This window comes from Kitasatospora sp. NPDC058190 (assembly GCF_042883685.1).
In the GTDB taxonomy this organism is placed as follows: Bacteria; Actinomycetota; Actinomycetes; order Streptomycetales; family Streptomycetaceae; genus Kitasatospora.
In genome coordinates this window covers 1-15,375 of sequence record NZ_JBHVVI010000018.1, presented here as the reverse complement: position 1 = coordinate 15,375, position 15,375 = coordinate 1, and the positions used below count along the sequence as shown (strand labels likewise).

At 74.7% G+C, this 15,375-nt stretch carries 16 protein-coding genes; 14 read left to right on the top strand and 2 right to left on the bottom strand.

The window, feature by feature from the left end:
- The first annotated feature begins 3 nt into the window (after nucleotides 1-3).
- Genes ACFVWU_RS11265 through ACFVWU_RS11245 form a run of 5 tightly spaced genes read left to right on the top strand, consistent with a single transcriptional unit; the run spans nucleotide 4 to nucleotide 5,763 of the window.
- Nucleotides 4-1,773, top strand: coding sequence for a lipid II flippase MurJ (locus ACFVWU_RS11265; protein WP_387618154.1), 1,770 nt, complete (start codon nucleotides 4-6; stop codon nucleotides 1,771-1,773).
- The gene (locus ACFVWU_RS11260) at nucleotides 1,763-2,614 is read left to right on the top strand and encodes a polysaccharide deacetylase family protein (protein ID WP_387618151.1); all 852 of its coding nucleotides are present in this window, start codon (nucleotides 1,763-1,765) and stop codon (nucleotides 2,612-2,614) included. Before ACFVWU_RS11265 ends, ACFVWU_RS11260 begins: the two co-directional genes overlap by 11 nt.
- On the top strand, nucleotides 2,611-3,726 hold the full coding sequence (locus tag ACFVWU_RS11255) for a glycosyltransferase (RefSeq protein WP_387618148.1): 1,116 nt from the start codon (nucleotides 2,611-2,613) through the stop codon (nucleotides 3,724-3,726). Before ACFVWU_RS11260 ends, ACFVWU_RS11255 begins: the two co-directional genes overlap by 4 nt.
- 46 nt (nucleotides 3,727-3,772) lie before the next feature.
- Nucleotides 3,773-4,606 (top strand): Wzz/FepE/Etk N-terminal domain-containing protein, encoded by an 834-nt coding sequence (locus tag ACFVWU_RS11250; protein ID WP_387618145.1) that lies wholly within the window; start codon nucleotides 3,773-3,775, stop codon nucleotides 4,604-4,606.
- The gene (locus ACFVWU_RS11245) at nucleotides 4,603-5,763 is read left to right on the top strand and encodes a GNAT family N-acetyltransferase (RefSeq protein WP_387618142.1); all 1,161 of its coding nucleotides are present in this window, start codon (nucleotides 4,603-4,605) and stop codon (nucleotides 5,761-5,763) included. The genes ACFVWU_RS11250 and ACFVWU_RS11245 overlap by 4 nt, the downstream gene beginning before the upstream one ends.
- 20 nt (nucleotides 5,764-5,783) lie before the next feature.
- Here the strand turns inward: ACFVWU_RS11245 and ACFVWU_RS11240 are convergent, their stop codons facing one another.
- On the bottom strand, nucleotides 5,784-7,019 hold the full coding sequence (locus ACFVWU_RS11240; protein ID WP_387618140.1) for a glycoside hydrolase family 26 protein: 1,236 nt from the start codon (nucleotides 7,017-7,019) through the stop codon (nucleotides 5,784-5,786).
- A gap of 365 nt (nucleotides 7,020-7,384) precedes the next feature.
- Between ACFVWU_RS11240 and ACFVWU_RS11235 the strand changes: the two genes are divergently transcribed.
- The 9 genes from ACFVWU_RS11235 (at nucleotide 7,385) to ACFVWU_RS11195 (ending at nucleotide 14,523) form a co-directional block, all read left to right on the top strand.
- Nucleotides 7,385-8,416 carry a hypothetical protein gene (locus ACFVWU_RS11235; RefSeq protein WP_387618138.1) on the top strand — a complete coding sequence of 344 codons (1,032 nt, stop codon included), beginning with the start codon at nucleotides 7,385-7,387 and terminating at the stop codon, nucleotides 8,414-8,416.
- A 202-nt stretch (nucleotides 8,417-8,618) separates the two neighbouring features.
- Nucleotides 8,619-10,217, top strand: coding sequence for a ribosomal protection-like ABC-F family protein (gene abc-f / locus ACFVWU_RS11230; protein WP_387618135.1), 1,599 nt, complete (start codon nucleotides 8,619-8,621; stop codon nucleotides 10,215-10,217).
- A 327-nt stretch (nucleotides 10,218-10,544) separates the two neighbouring features.
- Entirely contained in the window at nucleotides 10,545-10,778 is a 234-nt protein-coding gene (locus ACFVWU_RS11225) for a helix-turn-helix domain-containing protein (RefSeq protein WP_188300454.1), read from the top strand.
- A gap of 232 nt (nucleotides 10,779-11,010) precedes the next feature.
- Nucleotides 11,011-11,817 (top strand): enoyl-CoA hydratase/isomerase family protein, encoded by an 807-nt coding sequence (locus ACFVWU_RS11220; protein WP_387618133.1) that lies wholly within the window; start codon nucleotides 11,011-11,013, stop codon nucleotides 11,815-11,817.
- 203 nt (nucleotides 11,818-12,020) lie between these two features.
- A complete protein-coding gene (locus tag ACFVWU_RS11215; RefSeq protein ID WP_387618130.1) occupies nucleotides 12,021-12,563 on the top strand; it encodes an Asp23/Gls24 family envelope stress response protein in 543 nt (180 codons plus the stop codon).
- Between the two features lie 70 nt (nucleotides 12,564-12,633).
- On the top strand, nucleotides 12,634-12,825 hold the full coding sequence (locus ACFVWU_RS11210; RefSeq protein WP_387618127.1) for a hypothetical protein: 192 nt from the start codon (nucleotides 12,634-12,636) through the stop codon (nucleotides 12,823-12,825).
- Nucleotides 12,825-13,169 (top strand): hypothetical protein, encoded by a 345-nt coding sequence (locus ACFVWU_RS11205; protein WP_387618125.1) that lies wholly within the window; start codon nucleotides 12,825-12,827, stop codon nucleotides 13,167-13,169. The genes ACFVWU_RS11210 and ACFVWU_RS11205 overlap by 1 nt, the downstream gene beginning before the upstream one ends.
- Nucleotides 13,166-13,879 carry a DUF6286 domain-containing protein gene (locus tag ACFVWU_RS11200; protein WP_387618123.1) on the top strand — a complete coding sequence of 238 codons (714 nt, stop codon included), beginning with the start codon at nucleotides 13,166-13,168 and terminating at the stop codon, nucleotides 13,877-13,879. Before ACFVWU_RS11205 ends, ACFVWU_RS11200 begins: the two co-directional genes overlap by 4 nt.
- Nucleotides 13,876-14,523, top strand: coding sequence for an alkaline shock response membrane anchor protein AmaP (locus ACFVWU_RS11195; RefSeq protein ID WP_387618120.1), 648 nt, complete (start codon nucleotides 13,876-13,878; stop codon nucleotides 14,521-14,523). The genes ACFVWU_RS11200 and ACFVWU_RS11195 overlap by 4 nt, the downstream gene beginning before the upstream one ends.
- Nucleotides 14,524-14,572: 49 nt before the next feature.
- Here the strand turns inward: ACFVWU_RS11195 and ACFVWU_RS11190 are convergent, their stop codons facing one another.
- Entirely contained in the window at nucleotides 14,573-15,334 is a 762-nt protein-coding gene (locus ACFVWU_RS11190; protein ID WP_387618118.1) for an SDR family oxidoreductase, read from the bottom strand.
- Nucleotides 15,335-15,375: the final 41 nt, after the last annotated feature.

The window sequence follows — 15,375 nt, the reverse complement described above, 5'->3', positions numbered from 1 at the left end:
GCTGTGACCACCGACCGGCCGGCCGTGCTCGCCTCCACCCTCCCGGCCCCGCGCAGCGCCCCCGTCCCGCCGCCGCCGCCCGGGCGCGCCCCGGCGCCCCGGCGCGGCTTCCTCGCCAAGGCCTTCGGCATCACCGCCGTGCTCAGCGCGGCCGGCTCCGGCCTCGGACTGCTGCGCGACCTCCTGCTGGCCCGCTACTTCGGCGCCAACCAGGGCACCGACGCCTTCCTGGTCGCCTGGACCGTCCCCGAGACGGCCGCGCCGCTGCTGATCGAGGACGCCATGTCCTTCCTCATGGTGCCCGCCTTCGCCCTCGCCCTGGTGCTGCGCGAGGAGGACCCGGACGCCCCCGACCCGGTCCGCCAGCTGGTCCGCGCCACCCTGCCGTGGCTGCTGCTCGCCCTCAGCGGCCTCGCTCTGGCCGCCGCGCTCGGCGCCCCCCAGCTGGTCGAACTGCTCGCCCCCGGCCTGCCCGACCCGGGCCTGGCCGTCGACTGCACCCGGATCACCGCGATCACCGTGCTGCCGTTCGGACTGGTCGGCTACCTGGCCGCCGCGCTGCGCGCCCACCACTGCTTCACCGCCCCGGCCGGCATCTACGTCGCCTACAACCTCGGCATCCTGGCCCTGCTGCAAGGCTTCCACGGCCACCTCGGCGTCCGCTCCGCCGCCTTCGGCGTCGCGCTCGGCAGCCTGCTGATGGCCGGCCTGCTGACCGGCCCGTTCCTGCGCCGACTGCGCCGGGGCCAGGCCGCGACCGGCCGCAACCGGCGCTCCCGCCGCACCCTGGTGCCGATGCCGCTGGCCCTGCTGCCGGTGGCGGCCTTCACCCTGACCCGGCAGGCCCAGGTCTTCGTCGAGCGCTACCTCGGCTCGGCCCTGCCGCCCGGCACCATCTCGCACCTCAACTACGCCGCCAAGGTCTCCCAACTCGCCATGACGGCGGGCATCCTGATCTGCACCGTCACCTTCCCGCTGGTCGCCCGGGCGCTCGCGGCCGGGGACCTCACCGCCGCCCGGGACCGGGTCGAGAAGGACCTCGGTCAGGCCGCGGCGGTGGTCCTGCTCGGCACCGCCTTCCTGATGGCCTGCGCCCCCTCGGTGGTCTCGCTGCTGTTCGAGCGCGGTGCCTTCGGCCCCCGCGACACCGCCGCCACCGCCGACGTCATCCGGGTGTACAGCTTCGGGCTGCCCGCCCAGGCGCTGACCGGCGTGATGATCCGCCCGTACTTCTCGCTGCGCCCGGTGGTCCGCCGGGCCGACGACCCGCGCACCGAGGACGGCGGCCGCCGACTGCTGGACTGGTACCCGGCCGCCGCGATGGTGCTCGGCCTCGGCGTCACCGTCGCGGTCGGCCTGCTCGCCACGAGCCGCTTCGGCGCCCTCGGCCTCGCCGCGGGAAACGCCGCCGGGATCACCACCACCTCGGTGCTGCTGCTGCGCGGCCTGGTGCTGCGCGGCATCCCGCTGGGGCTGCGCCGAGTGCTCGGCGGCCACGCACGGCTGGTCGTCGCCGCTGCCGGGGCCACCGTGCTCGGCACCGCCGTGGCGGACCTGGCCGACGATCCGCTGCTCTCGACCCTCCTCGGGGGCCTCACCGTGGCGCTGGCCTTCGCCGCCCTCGGCACCGGTCTCGGTGCCCGCGAGGTGCGCGGCCCGGTCCTGGCCGCCGCCCGGGCCCTGAACCCGCCGACCGGGCCTCTGAACCAGCAAACCGGGCCTCCGGACCCGCCAACCGTCGCCGATGAAGGGAAGCTTCCCCATGGACAATGAACGGGGAACCGTCCGTTCGGCCCAGGCGGGCGTCACCAACGCCCCGCCCGACCGGGCGCGACTGCCCAGGAGCCGCCGTCCGGTCGGCGAACCGACCGCCCCCGGCTCCTCCTCGCCGTGGATCCTGATGTACCACTCGGTGGCGGTCGAGGAGGAGGATCCCTACCAACTCACCGTCAGCCCCGAGCGGTTCGCCGAGCAGATCGCCTGGCTGCACCGGCGCGGGCGGCGCGGGGTCTCGGTCCGCGAGCTGATGCGGGCCCGGGCCCAGGGCCGGGGCGACAGACTGGTCGGCCTGACCTTCGACGACGGCTACGCCGACTTCGCCCGCTACGCCGTACCGATTCTGCAGGCGTACGGCTTCACCGCCACCGCGTACGTGGTCGCCGACCTGCTCGGGCAGGACAACGGCTGGGACACCGAGGGCCCGCGCAAGGAGCTGCTCACCGTCGAGGAGGTCACCGAACTCGCCGCCTCCGGCTGGGAGATCGGCTCGCACGGTCTCGGCCACCAGGCGCTGCCCGGCCTGCCCGCCGACGTCCTCGCGATGCAGACCCGGGAGAGCCGGCGCCTGCTGGAGGAGGTGGTCGACGGCCCCGTCACCGGCTTCTGCTACCCGTACGGCGCCGTCGACCTGCCCGCCGCCCTGGCCGTGCGCGACGCCGGGTACGACTACGCCTGCGCCATCGCCCACTCCCCGCTCACCGGCCGCTTCGCCCTGCCGCGCTGCTACGTCGGCGACCGCGACGGCACCTGGCGGCTGCGCGCCAAGAAGGGCCGGCACCAGCTGCGCGACGCCGTCGCCGAGCTGCGGCGTGTTCGCAAGGGGGGTCGGACGTGAAGGTCCTGCACATCGTCACCGGGCTCGCCTCCGGCGGTGCCGAGCGCCAACTCCAGCTGCTGCTGAGGCACTTGCCGCCGCACCAGCGGTGTGAGGTGCTCGCCCTGACCAATCCCGGCGCGGTCGCCGACGCGCTGCGCGCCGACGGCGTGACCGTCCACCACCTCGGCATGCGGGGCAACCGGGACCTCGGCGCGCTGCCCCGGCTGGTCCGGCTGGTCCGGGCCGGCCGCTACGACGTGGTGCACACCCACCTCTACCGGGCGCAGCTGTACGGCCGGCTGGCCGCGCGGCTGGCCGGGGTGCGCGCGGTGGTCTCCACCGAGCACTCGCTGCACGCCGGGGTGATCGAGGGCCGACCGGTCACCCGGGGCGTCAAGGGCCTCTACCTGGCGGCCGAGCGGCTCGGCTGCACCACCGTCGCGGTCTCCCGCCAGGTCGCCCAGACCCTGCGCTCCTGGGGCGTCCCGCCGGACCGGATCGAGCTGATCCCCAACGGCATCGACGCCGCCGGCTACCGCCGCCCGCCCGCCGAGCGGACCGCCGTCCGCCGCCGGGTGCGGGCCGAACTCGGGCTGCCGGAGGGCGGCTGGGTGGTCGGCGCGGTCGGCCGGCTGGTCCCCGGCAAGCGCTTCGAGGTGCTGCTGGAGGCGCTGGTCGAGCTCGACCCGGCCACTCGGCTGGTGCTGGTCGGCGAGGGCTCCGAGCGCGCCGCGCTGGAGCGGCGGGCCGCCGAACTCGGTGTCCGGGAGCGGCTGGTGCTCACCGGCGAGCGCGACGACGTGCCCGACCTGCTGGCCGCGATGGACGTGCTGGTCGCCCCCTCCACCGCGGAGACCTTCGGCCTCGGCGTTCTGGAGGGCCTCGCGGCCGGGCTGCCGGTGCGGCACAGCGCCTGCCCGGCGCTGGACGAACTGCCGCCCAGCGCCGCCCCGCAGGCCCGCCGCATCCCCTCGGAGCCCGCCGCGTACGCCGCCGCGCTGCGCGACCTGCGGCAGCTGAGCGGCCACACCGCCGACCCGCTGCCGAACCCGCCGGCCGTCGGTCACTACGACATCGCCCGGGTCGCCGCCGACCTGGGCGCCCTCTACGACCGGCTGGCCCGCGTCTGACCGCCCGCCGCCGGTACCGCCGTCCCATACCCAAGGAGCCACACCCATGACCACACCGCGCCGAAGCGCCCGTCACCTGGTCCGCCGCTGGTGGCCGGTGGCGCTCGCGGTGCCGCTGGGCGCCGCGGCCGGCGCCGGGTACGCCGTCCTCTCGCACCCCTCGTACTCCGCCACCGCCTACGTCCTCGTGGTGCCGCAGAACCCGGGGGAGGCGGCGACCGCGACCAACTTCGCCCAGGCCTACGGGCGGTTGGCGGGCCAGTCGCAGGTGCTCGCGGTCGCGGCCGCCGAGACCGGCCACACCCGGGGCGAGCTGGAGTCCCTGGTGTCGGGGACGACCTCCCCGGACGCGCCGATGATCGAGATCACCGGCACCGGGAAGCGCGCCCAGGAAGCCGCCCGGACCGCCGACGCGGTGGCCGGCTCGCTGGTCTCCTTCGCCAACACCAGCAGCAAGGACACCAACGTCCGGCTGGTGACGCTGGCCCCGGCCGCCGAGCCGGACAAGCCGACCACGCCCTCCGGCAAGCTGGACGTCGCGGTCGGCGCCGCGGCCGGGGTGCTGCTCGGGTCGCTGGTGATGATGACCCGCCGCCGCGGCGGGGCCGCCGCCGAGCCCGAGGCCGTCGAGAGCGTCGAGACCGCCGCGACTCCGCAGGCCCCGCAGGCCGCCGAGCCGGCCGAGGCCCCGGCCACCCCCCGCCCGCGCAGCGGGGAGCAGGACGCCGAGGCCGAGCCCCGGCCCCAGTCGAAGCGTGAGGCGAAGGCCGAGCCGAAGAGCGACGCCGAAGCCGTGGCCGAGCCCGGGTCGAAGGCCGGGTCCGGGGCCGCCGCCAAGCCCTCGGTCAGGGAGAAGGCCGCCGCCGGGAGCAAGCGATGAGCACCGAGGCCCGCGCCGCCGGCCTGTTGGCCCAGTCAGCGGCGCCGGCCTGGAGCACCGAGCTGCGCCGCGAGGACGACGCCCTGGACACCCTCGCCGAGGAGTGGGACGACCTGACAGCCCGCTGCCGGACCGCCACCTTCTTCCAGGCCGCCGCCTGGCAGCGCTCCTGGTGGCGTCACTACGGCCGCCCCGGCGCGCTGCTGGTGGTGCTGGTCCGCCGGGACGGCCGGCTGGTCGGCGCGGGCGCCTTCATGCGGCGCCCCGGCCCGTTCGGCGGCCTGACCGGCCTGGGCGCCGGGCTGGTCGACTACGGCGACATCCTGCTCGACGACGAGTGCGCCGACCGGGCCGCCGCCGAGTTCGCCGCCGCCCTCCCGCTCACCCGGCCCTGGCACTGGCTGGAGCTGCGTGAGGTCCACCCCGAGGCGGCGGTGCAGCGGGTGTACGAGTACTGGCGCGGGTCCCGCCGGCGCTACCAGGACTCGCTCTGCCAGTACCTCCCGGCCGTCCCGATGGAGCGGCTGCTCAAGCGGGTGCCCGGCAAGACCGCCCAGCGCAGCCGGGTGAAGATGCGCAAGATCGCCGAGGCCGGGGTGCAGGTGCGCTCCACGCCGGCGGCCGAGGTGCCCGCCGCGCTGGAGGGGCTGCTGCGGCTGCACTTCCTGCAGTGGCAGGACCGCGGTGTCACCCCCGAGCACCGGACCGAGCGCTTCGCCCGGCACCTGTCCGAGTCCACCACCGGGCTGGTCGCCACCGGTCGGGCGGCCGTCCACCAGTTCCACCTGGACGGCGAACTGGTCGCGGTGAACCTGCTGCTGCTCTGCCCCTCCTTCGGCGGGCTGTACCTGTACGGCGCCCATCCGGCGCTGCGCGAGCGGCTGGACATCGCCGGGCTGCTGTTCGGCGCCGCCCTGGACGAGACGGTCGGCGCGGGCATCCCGGTGCTCGGCCTGATGCGCGGCCAGGAGCCGTACAAGCAGCGCTGGCGGCCGGACCAACTCCACAACCAGCGGCTGCTGTTGGGTCCGGCGGGGGCGGCCCCGGCGGCCGGCGCCCGGGCCGGGGTGGTGCACGCCCGGCAATCGGCGGCGCACCTGCTGCGCACCCGCTTCCCCAAGCTGAGGGAGGCCCTGCTGGCCCGCCGCCGCGACTGAGCGCCGACCCCGCCGGCCGCTCACCGCCGCGAGGGCGTCCCGGCCGAGGACGGGCTCGCCGCCGCGCCCGGCACTGCGGGGGCGCCCGGCGCGGTGGGCGGGGTCGGCCGCGCCGGCAGGGTCGGTAGGACCGGCAGGGTCGGCAGGGTCGGTAGGGCCGGGGCGTTCGGCGCCACCGGCACGATCGGGACGGGGGGCGCCGACGGCACCACCGCCGGCGCCCCCTTGGAACCGGACATCAGCTGCTTGAACGCGGCGGTCGAGCGCGGATTGCTCTTGCACTGGTAGAAGCCGTGCGGGCAGTAGTCGGTGACGGTCTGGTAGGCGGTGTCGTGGGTGCGCATCCACTCGACCATCCGCCGGACGAACTCGGGGTTGTCGCCGTTGCGGAACAGTCCCCACTCCGGGTACGAGACCGGCTTGCCGTGCTTGGCGGCGAACTCCACCTGGTCCTGCAGGCCGTACGGCTCGCGCACGTAGTCGTCGAAGTCGCTCCCGGCCGGCTGGTCGTAGCTGTCCATGCCGATGATGTCGACCACGTCGTCGCCGGGGTAGCACTTGGTCCACGGGATCGCGTCCAGGCCCCGGGTCGGGTTGAAGTCGAAGCGGAACCGCTGCCCGGGCACCGAGCGCATCACCCCGACGATCCGCCGCCAGTACGCCTTCCACGCGGCGGGGTCGGGCTTGCAGCGGTGGGTGTAGGTGATGCCGTTCATCTCCCAGCCGAGGGTGAGGACGGTGTCCGAGCCGCCGAGCGCGACCAGCCGGCGGGCGAGCCGGAGGAAGTGGCTGTCGAAGTCCCCGCGGCTGCCCTGGGTGAGCAGCTTGGCGACCTCGCCGTCCGGTACGTTCGCCTCGCTGGGCACCAGCATCGGCACGCCGAGCACCAGCATCCGGGACGGGTCGGCCAGTCGCCACTGCGACCACATGCCGAGCACGATCGGCTCGCCCTCGATGTCGGTCCAGCCGTTGCCCGCCAGATAGGTGTGGCCGACCTGCATGTTGGCGTCGCCGAGCCAGCGCGCGTACGTGCCGATCTGCGGGATGTAGTTGTCCCAGGAGCCGACGAAGGCGCCGAACGGCGGCTCGTGCCTCGGCCGCTGGACCGGGGGGCGGGGGGCGGCGCCGCGCGGCTCGAAGGCGTCCGAGGAGAGGGCGTGCCGCTCGGCCTGGCCGAGCGGCGTCCCGGCCGGGACGCTGGCCGTGGCCGTCAGCAGCAGAGCGGCGGCGGCCAGCGTCAGACGGCCGATTCGCATGGTCTCTCCTCCGGGCGTCGCGAGCGGGCGGACGGTGACGACGGGGACGGACCGTGGCGTCCCGCTCGCCGACAGTAGGGCTGCCGGAGGGGAGAAAAGCCGAATGTCACCCTAAAGTGGGCGGTAATCGAACGCCGTCTGCCGCAACACCCGACCGGGGGCGTCCGTGTATCAGCTCTGTAACGTTCCGACCGGGCCTGCGCGGCCTACCGCCGAGCGCCCGGCCACCCGGCCGAGGGCCCGACGACGCAGGTGGGCGGGTGGGCGTACGGGACGGGCGTGCGCGGCGGGCAGCGCGGCCGACACCATGCGCGAGCGGCGAATCCGGGCTGACTCGCCCGCCCGGTGAAAGGTACGCTCCGGCCGTGTCCTGGAAGCCGCCGCGTGTACTCACCCCCCGGTCGATCCTGCCTGCCCTGGCGGTGATGCTGGTCCTTGCGGCCGGTGCGGCGGCGCACGCGAACAAGCCGGTGCCGTTCGGCGACCGGGTGGCGGGGCCGGGCGACGCCGAGGCGACCCCGGTGAACTCGCAGTCGGTCAACTCGGCCGACCTGGACCTCAAGGTGGTCGGCCCCGCGCTGGAGGCCTACCACAAGACGACCGGCGACCGGGCCTGGTCGTACCGCCGCGAGGGCGCCGAGGCGCTCTACGTGGCGATGGCCGGCGACAACGCGATCGTGGTCTGGGACGACGGCCTGGTCACCTCGGTGCGCCCGGGCGACCACGAGGTGCGCTGGCACCGCGCGGTGCCGGGCCTCGCGGACTACCTGCGCGCCGACGGCGAGCCCGGCGCCGACAAGCGCACCGAGGCCCAGCGCAAGCAGACCGCCGTGCAGCGGGCGGCCGCCGCGCTGCACACCGTCCAGCGGAACGGCTCGCCCTGGCTGGCCGTGGTGACGCCTAACCTGACCATGGGCCTGCGCGACGCCGACGGCGACCTGCGCTACAACGACCGGCCCTCCAACGGCTGCCTCTACGACCCGCTGCGCACCGTCCACACGGACTACGCGGTGCTCATCCCGCGCAGCTGCACCAACAGCAGCGGGCTGGCCGTCTCCGGCGGCATCACCGGCTACCGGCTGGACAGCAACGGCTGGGCGATGAGCACCGGCCCGGCGGCGGCCATCAAGGTGCTGGACACCAGCCGGGTGGAGATCACCGACGGCCCGATCGTCCCGGCCAGGGTGTTCGACACCAAGGCGGCCGCGCCCGAGACGGCCTGCGGCGCCCTGGACGCCCCGTTCGCCGCGGTGCGCCCGCAGGGCGGCTGCGCCGACCCGTCGGCGAGCCCGACCGCGGACGCCCCCGCCGCCGCGGCCACCCCGGCGGCCGACCAGCCGACGGCCCCGGCAGTCTCCGCGACCGACCAGCCGGCTACTGCTGCGCCGCAGCAGTAGCCGAGGCGCATCGGGTACCCCAGGGCGGTAGCCCCCTGGGGCGTTCGGCGTGGCCCGGTAGACTGGCCGCCATGGCTATCTTCTCCGGGCAATAGCGGGCGGCGGCGCCCCTTCCACCGCGCCGACCGCCGATGAAGCCCCCTTCCCGCTGCCCGGGCCCGGACCCGGCCGCCCGCCCACGTCCCAGGAGTAGTTCCCAGCCATGATTTCCGCCAACGCCCTTGAGCTGCGCGCCGGTGCCCGGGTCCTGATCGAGTCCGCGAGCTTCAAGGTCGCCGCCGGCGACCGGATCGGCCTGGTCGGTCGCAACGGCGCCGGGAAGACCACGCTCACCAAGGTGCTGGCCGGCGAGGGCCTGCCGGCCGCCGGTACCGTCACCCGTTCGGGCGAGGTCGGCTACCTCCCGCAGGACCCGCGCACCGGCGACCTGGACGTCCTCGCCAAGGACCGCATCCTCTCCGCCCGCGGCCTCGACACCGTGCTGAAGAAGATGCGCGAGAACGAGGACCGGATGGCCAACGGCAAGGGCGCCACCCGGGACAACGCGATGAAGAAGTACGCCCGGCTGGAGACCGAGTTCCTCACCAAGGGCGGGTACGCCGCCGAGGCCGAGGCCGCCACCATCGCCGCCGCGCTGGGCCTGCCGGACCGCATCCTCGGCCAGCCGCTGCACACCCTCTCCGGTGGTCAGCGCCGCCGCGTCGAGCTGGCCCGGATCCTGTTCTCGGACTCCGACGTGCTGCTGCTCGACGAGCCCACCAACCACCTGGACGCCGACTCGATCGCCTGGCTGCGGGACTTCCTGAAGACCTACAAGGGTGGCTTCATCGTCATCTCGCACGACGTCGAACTGGTCGAGACGGTCGTCAACAAGGTCTTCTACCTTGACGCCAACCGGTCCGCCATCGACGTCTACAACATGGGCTGGAAGCAGTACCAGCAGCAGCGCGAGGACGACGAGAAGCGCCGCAAGCGCGAGCGCGCCAACGCGGAGAAGAAGGCCGCGACGCTGAACGCGCAGGCCGACAAGATGCGCGCCAAGGCGACCAAGACGGTGGCCGCGCAGAACATGGCCCGCCGTGCCGAGAAGCTGCTCTCCGGGCTGGAGCAGGTGCGCCAGAGCGACAAGGTCGCCAAGCTGCGCTTCCCGGATCCGGCCCCCTGCGGCAAGACCCCGCTCACCGCGGCCGACCTGTCCAAGTCCTACGGCTCGCTGGAGATCTTCACCGGCGTGGACCTGGCGATCGACCGCGGCTCCCGGGTCGTCGTGCTCGGCCTCAACGGCGCCGGCAAGACCACCCTGCTGCGGATGCTGGCCGGGGTGGAGAAGCCGGACACCGGCGAGGTGATCCCGGGCCACGGCCTGAAGATCGGCTACTACGCGCAGGAGCACGAGACGCTCGACCCGGACCGTACCGTCCTGGAGAACATGCGCTCGTCCGCGCCGGACACCGACCTGGTGCAGATCCGGAAGATCCTCGGCTCGTTCCTGTTCTCCGGCGACGACGTCGACAAGCCGGCCGGGGTGCTCTCCGGTGGTGAGAAGACCCGTCTGGCGCTGGCCGCCCTGGTGGTCTCCTCCGCCAACGTGCTGCTGCTGGACGAGCCCACCAACAACCTCGACCCGGCCAGCCGCGAGGAGATCCTGAGTGCGCTGCGCGAGTTCAGCGGCGCGGTCGTGCTGGTCACCCACGACGAGGGCGCGGTCGACGCGCTCCAGCCGGAGCGGATCATCCTGCTGCCGGACGGGGTGGAGGACCTCTGGAGTCCGGCCTACGCCGATCTCGTCAACCTGGCCTGACCGGAAGTAGACGCCGCATCCGCTTTTTGGACCAGAAAATCCAGTCCTCTCGGCGTGTCCGGGAATGAAGTAGACCCGGATTCCGTTTAAGGACTTCCTGTCGGCCCGTCATCCGATCGTGGTCGGGCCGACACTGCTGATCAGCCCTTTCACGGCGAACGGCGGCACCCGCCCGGGGGCGTGCACTCTGCGTGAGCGCCCTGATGCGCTCGGATCACCACCGCAGGACCACGCATTTGCGACATCGACCTTGTCGAATGGGTGGCCAGGACGCGGTGGATGGGTGATCATGGGAATCTGACCGAGCAACGCTACGAGGAGGCACGGGTGGCCGAGACTCTGAAAAAGGGCAGCCGGGTGACCGGTGCCGCGCGTGAGAAGCTCGCGGCCGATCTCAAGAAGAAGTACGACTCCGGGGCGAGCATTCGCGCTCTCGCGGAGGAGACCGGTCGTTCGTACGGCTTCGTGCACCGGATGCTGAGCGAGTCCGGAGTGATCCTCCGGGGCCGCGGTGGTGCCACGCGGGGCAAGAGCAAGGCGACTGCTGGGGCCGGTTCCTGACGGTCCATCAGCCAATGGCTGGATGACGCGGCGGCACGGCGCCGACCGGGGAGACGACGGCTGGCCACAGCTGGGCGTCCGCCCTCGGGTCGAGTGGGCCGGCCGCCGATCGTCATGTCCGGATCCGGGGCCCTCCCGCCCGCTCCGATCTTTCCGGGCCTGGGCCCTGCCCGTCCGCGCCCAGGTTTGTTACCCTCCGGTAGCCAAGTCCCTCGCCACCGGAGGTCCCCGCATGACCGCCCCCGCCACCGAACCGCAGGCCCCGAGCTGGGAGCGGGACGGCGTCCGCCTGGAGATCGACGGCGAACTCGCCGTCGTCACCCTCTGTCAGCCCAAGCGGCGCAACGCCCAGTCGCCCGCGCTCTGGCGCGCCCTCGCCGCCGCCGGGCGCGAACTGCCCGGCAGCGTCCGGGTGGTGCTGCTGCGCGCGGAGGGCGTCTCCTTCTCCGCCGGGCTGGACCGGGCCATGTTCACCGCCGAGGGCATCCCCGGCGAGCCCACCTTCCTCCAGCTCGCGGGCTCCACCGACAAGGAGCTGGACGACACCATCGCCTCGTACCAGGAGGCCTTCACCTGGTGGCGCCGCGCCGACCTGATCTCCATCGCCGTCGTCCAGGGCCACGCCGTCGGCGCGGGCTTCCAGCTCGCCCTCGGCTGCGACCTGCGGGTGGTCGCCGAGGACGTGCAGTTCGCGATGAAGGAGACCTCGCTCGGCCTCGTCCCCGACCTCGCCGGGACCAAGCCGCTGGTCGAACTCGTCGGCTACGCCCGGGCACTGGAGATCTGCGCGACCGGCCGCTGGGTCGGAGCGGAGGAGGCCGCCGCGATCGGGCTGGCCAACCTGGCCGTCCCCGGTGCCGAGCTGGACGCCACCGCCCGCGACCTCGCCGCCGCCCTGCTGGCCGCGCCGCGCGGTGCCGTGATCGAGACCAAGGCGCTGCTGCAGGGGGCCGCCGGGCGCTCCTTCGAGGAGCAGCGGTCCGCCGAACGGGTGGCGCAGGCGCGCCGGCTGCGGGAGCTGGCCGGAATCGGCGACTGAGTCCGTAGGCCGTTCGCGCGAGGGCCCGCCCCCGGGACACCGGGGGCGGGCCCTCGGCGTTCCCCGGGCGGCTTCCGCGATGCTCCCGGATCGCTTCCGGACTGCTCCTGGAGGCGCTCCCGGCGGGCGGGGAACGTGGCGAAATGCCAGAGTTGTGGAGGTCTGCGCTACAGCTGGAGCCGTACGACGGGAGATGCGCCCCCATGCCTGACACTCCGACGCCCGCGACCCTGCACAAGACCCCCGGCACCGCCCCCACCCCCGGCCCGCCCGGTGCCAAGCCGGGCCCCGGCCCCGGTACGGGCGGCGGCGGGGACGGCGGCCGTCCGGTCGGCGAGCGCGGCCGGACGTCACTGGCCGTCGGGGTGGTCGAGAAGATCGCCGGGATGGCCGCCCGGGAGGTCCCCGGCATCCACGCCCTGGGCTCCGGGCTGGCCCGCACCTTCGGCGCGATGGTGGACCGGGTGCCCGGCGGCAAGTCCAGCATCGGACGCGGGATCAAGGCCGAGGTCGGCGAGAAGCAGACCGCGATCGACATCGCCCTGGTGGTCGAGTACGGCGTGGTGATCCCCGAACTGGCCCGCCAGGTCCGGGAGAACATCATCGCCGCGGTGGAGCGGATGACCGGCCTGGAGGTCGTCGAGGTCAACATCGCGGTCAACGACGTCCACCTCCCGGACGAACCGGAGTTCGAGGAGGAAGAGGAGCCGGTGACGCCGCCGGGGCAGCGGCCCAAGCTCAAGTAGCAGCCGGCCGCGGGGGCGGCCGGGGGTGTTCGACGGAGGACGAGTTCGGCTGAGGACGAGGGAGTAGCGGATGAACCTGGCCATGGTCGGCCTGGTGGTGGGCATGGCCCTCGGCTTCGCCGGGTATTTCGGCGGGTTCGCGGCGTTCCTGCTGGTGGCGGCGCTCGGGCTGGTCGGCTTCGTGGCCGGGCGGTTGCTGGAGGGCGACATCGAGCTGGGCGACCTCGGGGACCTGCTCCGCGGTCGCGACCGGCGGCGTTGATGGGGGCCCCCGGGGCCGCTGCCGCCGTCCCGGCCCGGCGGGGGCGGCTGCGGGTCGCGGACCGCGTCTACGCCCGGATCGCCGACCAGGCCGTGCGGGAGGTGCTCGCGGAGGTCTGGGCCGGGCGCTCTGTGAAGGGCGCGCCGCCTCACGTGTCGGTGGCGGTGCCGGGCAGCACGGTGAGGGTTCGGGTGGCGGTCGAGCTGCCGTTTCCGGCGGACCTCGCGGGGCTGGCCCGGGGACTGCGGGAGCGGGTGGGGGCACAGGTGGCCCGGCTGACCGGGACCAGGGTGTCCGAAGTGGTCGTCGTGGTGGAGAAGTTGGTCACCGGGGGAACGTGGTGAGCGGCTCCGGGACCGGCGAGCCCTCGGAGGCCGTGGCGTCCGGCGAGCCGGTGGAGCGCGGGGAACCTTCGCAGGTCGTGGAGTCCTCGCAAACCGGGGGGAAGGTGCCCCGGCTGCGGGCGACCCGGGCCGGGGCGGCGGCGCTGGTCGCCACGGGGGTGCTGGTGGTGGCGGGGGCGCTGCTCTACGACGTGATCGAGGTGCGGGCCGGCCAGCCGGCCAAGCGGTGGCGGGCGCGGATCGCGGACGAGCTGGCGACGCGTCACCTGGACGACCTGTGGGTGCTGGTGGGGGCCGGGGTCGCGACCCTGCTGGGCGGGTGGCTGCTGTGGCTGGCCGTCGCGCCCGGGCTGCGGCGGTGGCTGGTGCTGCGGCCGTACGGAGGGACGAGCGCGGCCATCGACAAGGGCGGGATCGGGCACCTGCTGGCCGACCGGGCTGCGGGGCTGCACGGCATCGACCACCTGCGGATCCGGGTGGGGCGACGGAGGATCCGGGTGGCGGTGAGCGGGCCGACCGATCCGGCGGCGGTGCAGCGGCAACTGCGGGAGGAGCTGGGGCGGGTGGGGTTGGCGCGGCCGCTGCGGCTGGACGTTCGGACCCTGGGGGGTCGGGTGGCCGGCGGGGCCGCTGACGGGGCGCCGGGTGGGCGCGCTGGTGGGGGTTCCGGCGGGGGCGCCGGTGGGGTGGGGGAGGGGGCGGCGGGGTGACTCGCACGGTCGTCAACCGGGTGCTGTTGGGGGCGGTGGGGGTCGTGCTGCTGGGGGTCGGGGTGCTGGTGCTGGCGGGCGGGCTGGACCTGTACCGGCGGTTGGGCGTCGATCCGCCGAGCCGGTGGCCGCTCACCTCGCCGGACCAGCCGGTGGTCAGCGCGCGTTCGCGGGCGCGGTGGGTCGGGTCCTCCTGGTGGTGGCCGACGGTGATCGGTGGGCTGTCGGTGCTGGTGGCGGGGATGGCGTGGTGGCTGGTGGCGCAGCTGCGGCGGACCGGACTGTCCAGCATCGCGGTGTCGACGCCGGGGGTGGGCGGGCTGCGGCTGCGGGTGAGCGCGCGGGCGCTGGAGGAGGCGGTGGAGAACGGGACGGTGGTGCTGCCGGAGGTCGAGCGGGTGGGGGTGCGGCTGGTGCGGGCGCCGCGGCATCCGCGGCTGCGCGGGGCCGTACGGCTGACGCCGGGTGGGGATCCGGTGGGGCTGGTGGAGCACTTCGAGGACGGGCCCCGGGCGGACGCCCTGGGGAGCCTGGGGTTGGCGGAGCTGCCGGCCGAGCTGCGGATCCGGGTGTCGCAGCAGGCCCCCGTCGAGCGTCGGCGCTGGTGGGGCGGGCGTCGGCGGGGGCATCCGCGGGTGGTGTAGGTGAGTGGGGTGGGCGGGTGGTGTGGGCGGGTGGTGTGGGCGGGGCGTTCTAGAGGGAGCGGAGTGCGCCGCCGTCGACGGGGACCATGATGCCGGTCAGGTAGGAGGCGGCGGGGGAGAGCAGGAAGGCGGCGACCTTGCCGAACTCCTCCGGGGTGCCGTAGCGGCCGAGCGGGATGCCGGCGCTGTGCTGGGCACGGGCGGCGGCCGGGTCGGGGGCGAGGGAGTCGAGCTCGCGGACCCGGTCGGTGTCGATCCGGGCGGGGAGCAGGCCGAGCACCCGGATGCCGCGGGGGCCGAGTTCGTCGGCGAGGGCCTTGGCGGCCATGGCCAGGCCGGGGCGCAGGCCGTTGGAGATGCCCAGGCCGGGGATCGGCTGGCGGACCGAGCTGGAGAGCACGAAGCCGATCACGCCGCCGTCGTGGAGGGCGGCGGCGGTGGTGCGGGCGATCCGGAGGGCGCCGAGGAAGACGGATTCGAAGGCGTCGCGCCAGGCGGACTCGGGGGTGGTCTCGACCGGGCCGGCCTGGGGGCCGCCGACGCTGATCAGGACGCCGTCGAGACGGCCGAAGCGGTCCTGGGCCTCGGCGATCAGACGCTCGGCGGTGTCGGGGGCGGCGTTGTCGGCGACCAGGCCGTGGGCGGTGCCGAGGGTGTTCAGTTCGGTGACGGCGGCGTCGACGGCCTGCTGGGTGCGGCCGCTGATGAGAACGCGGGCGCCGTCGGCGGCGAGTTCGCGGGCGGCGGCGAGGCCGAGGCCTCGGGTGGCGCCGGTGACGATGTAGGCCTTGTCCTTGAGTCCTAGATCCATGGGGACATCTTGCCCGGTGGGGGGTGTTGGTGTGGTGGGGG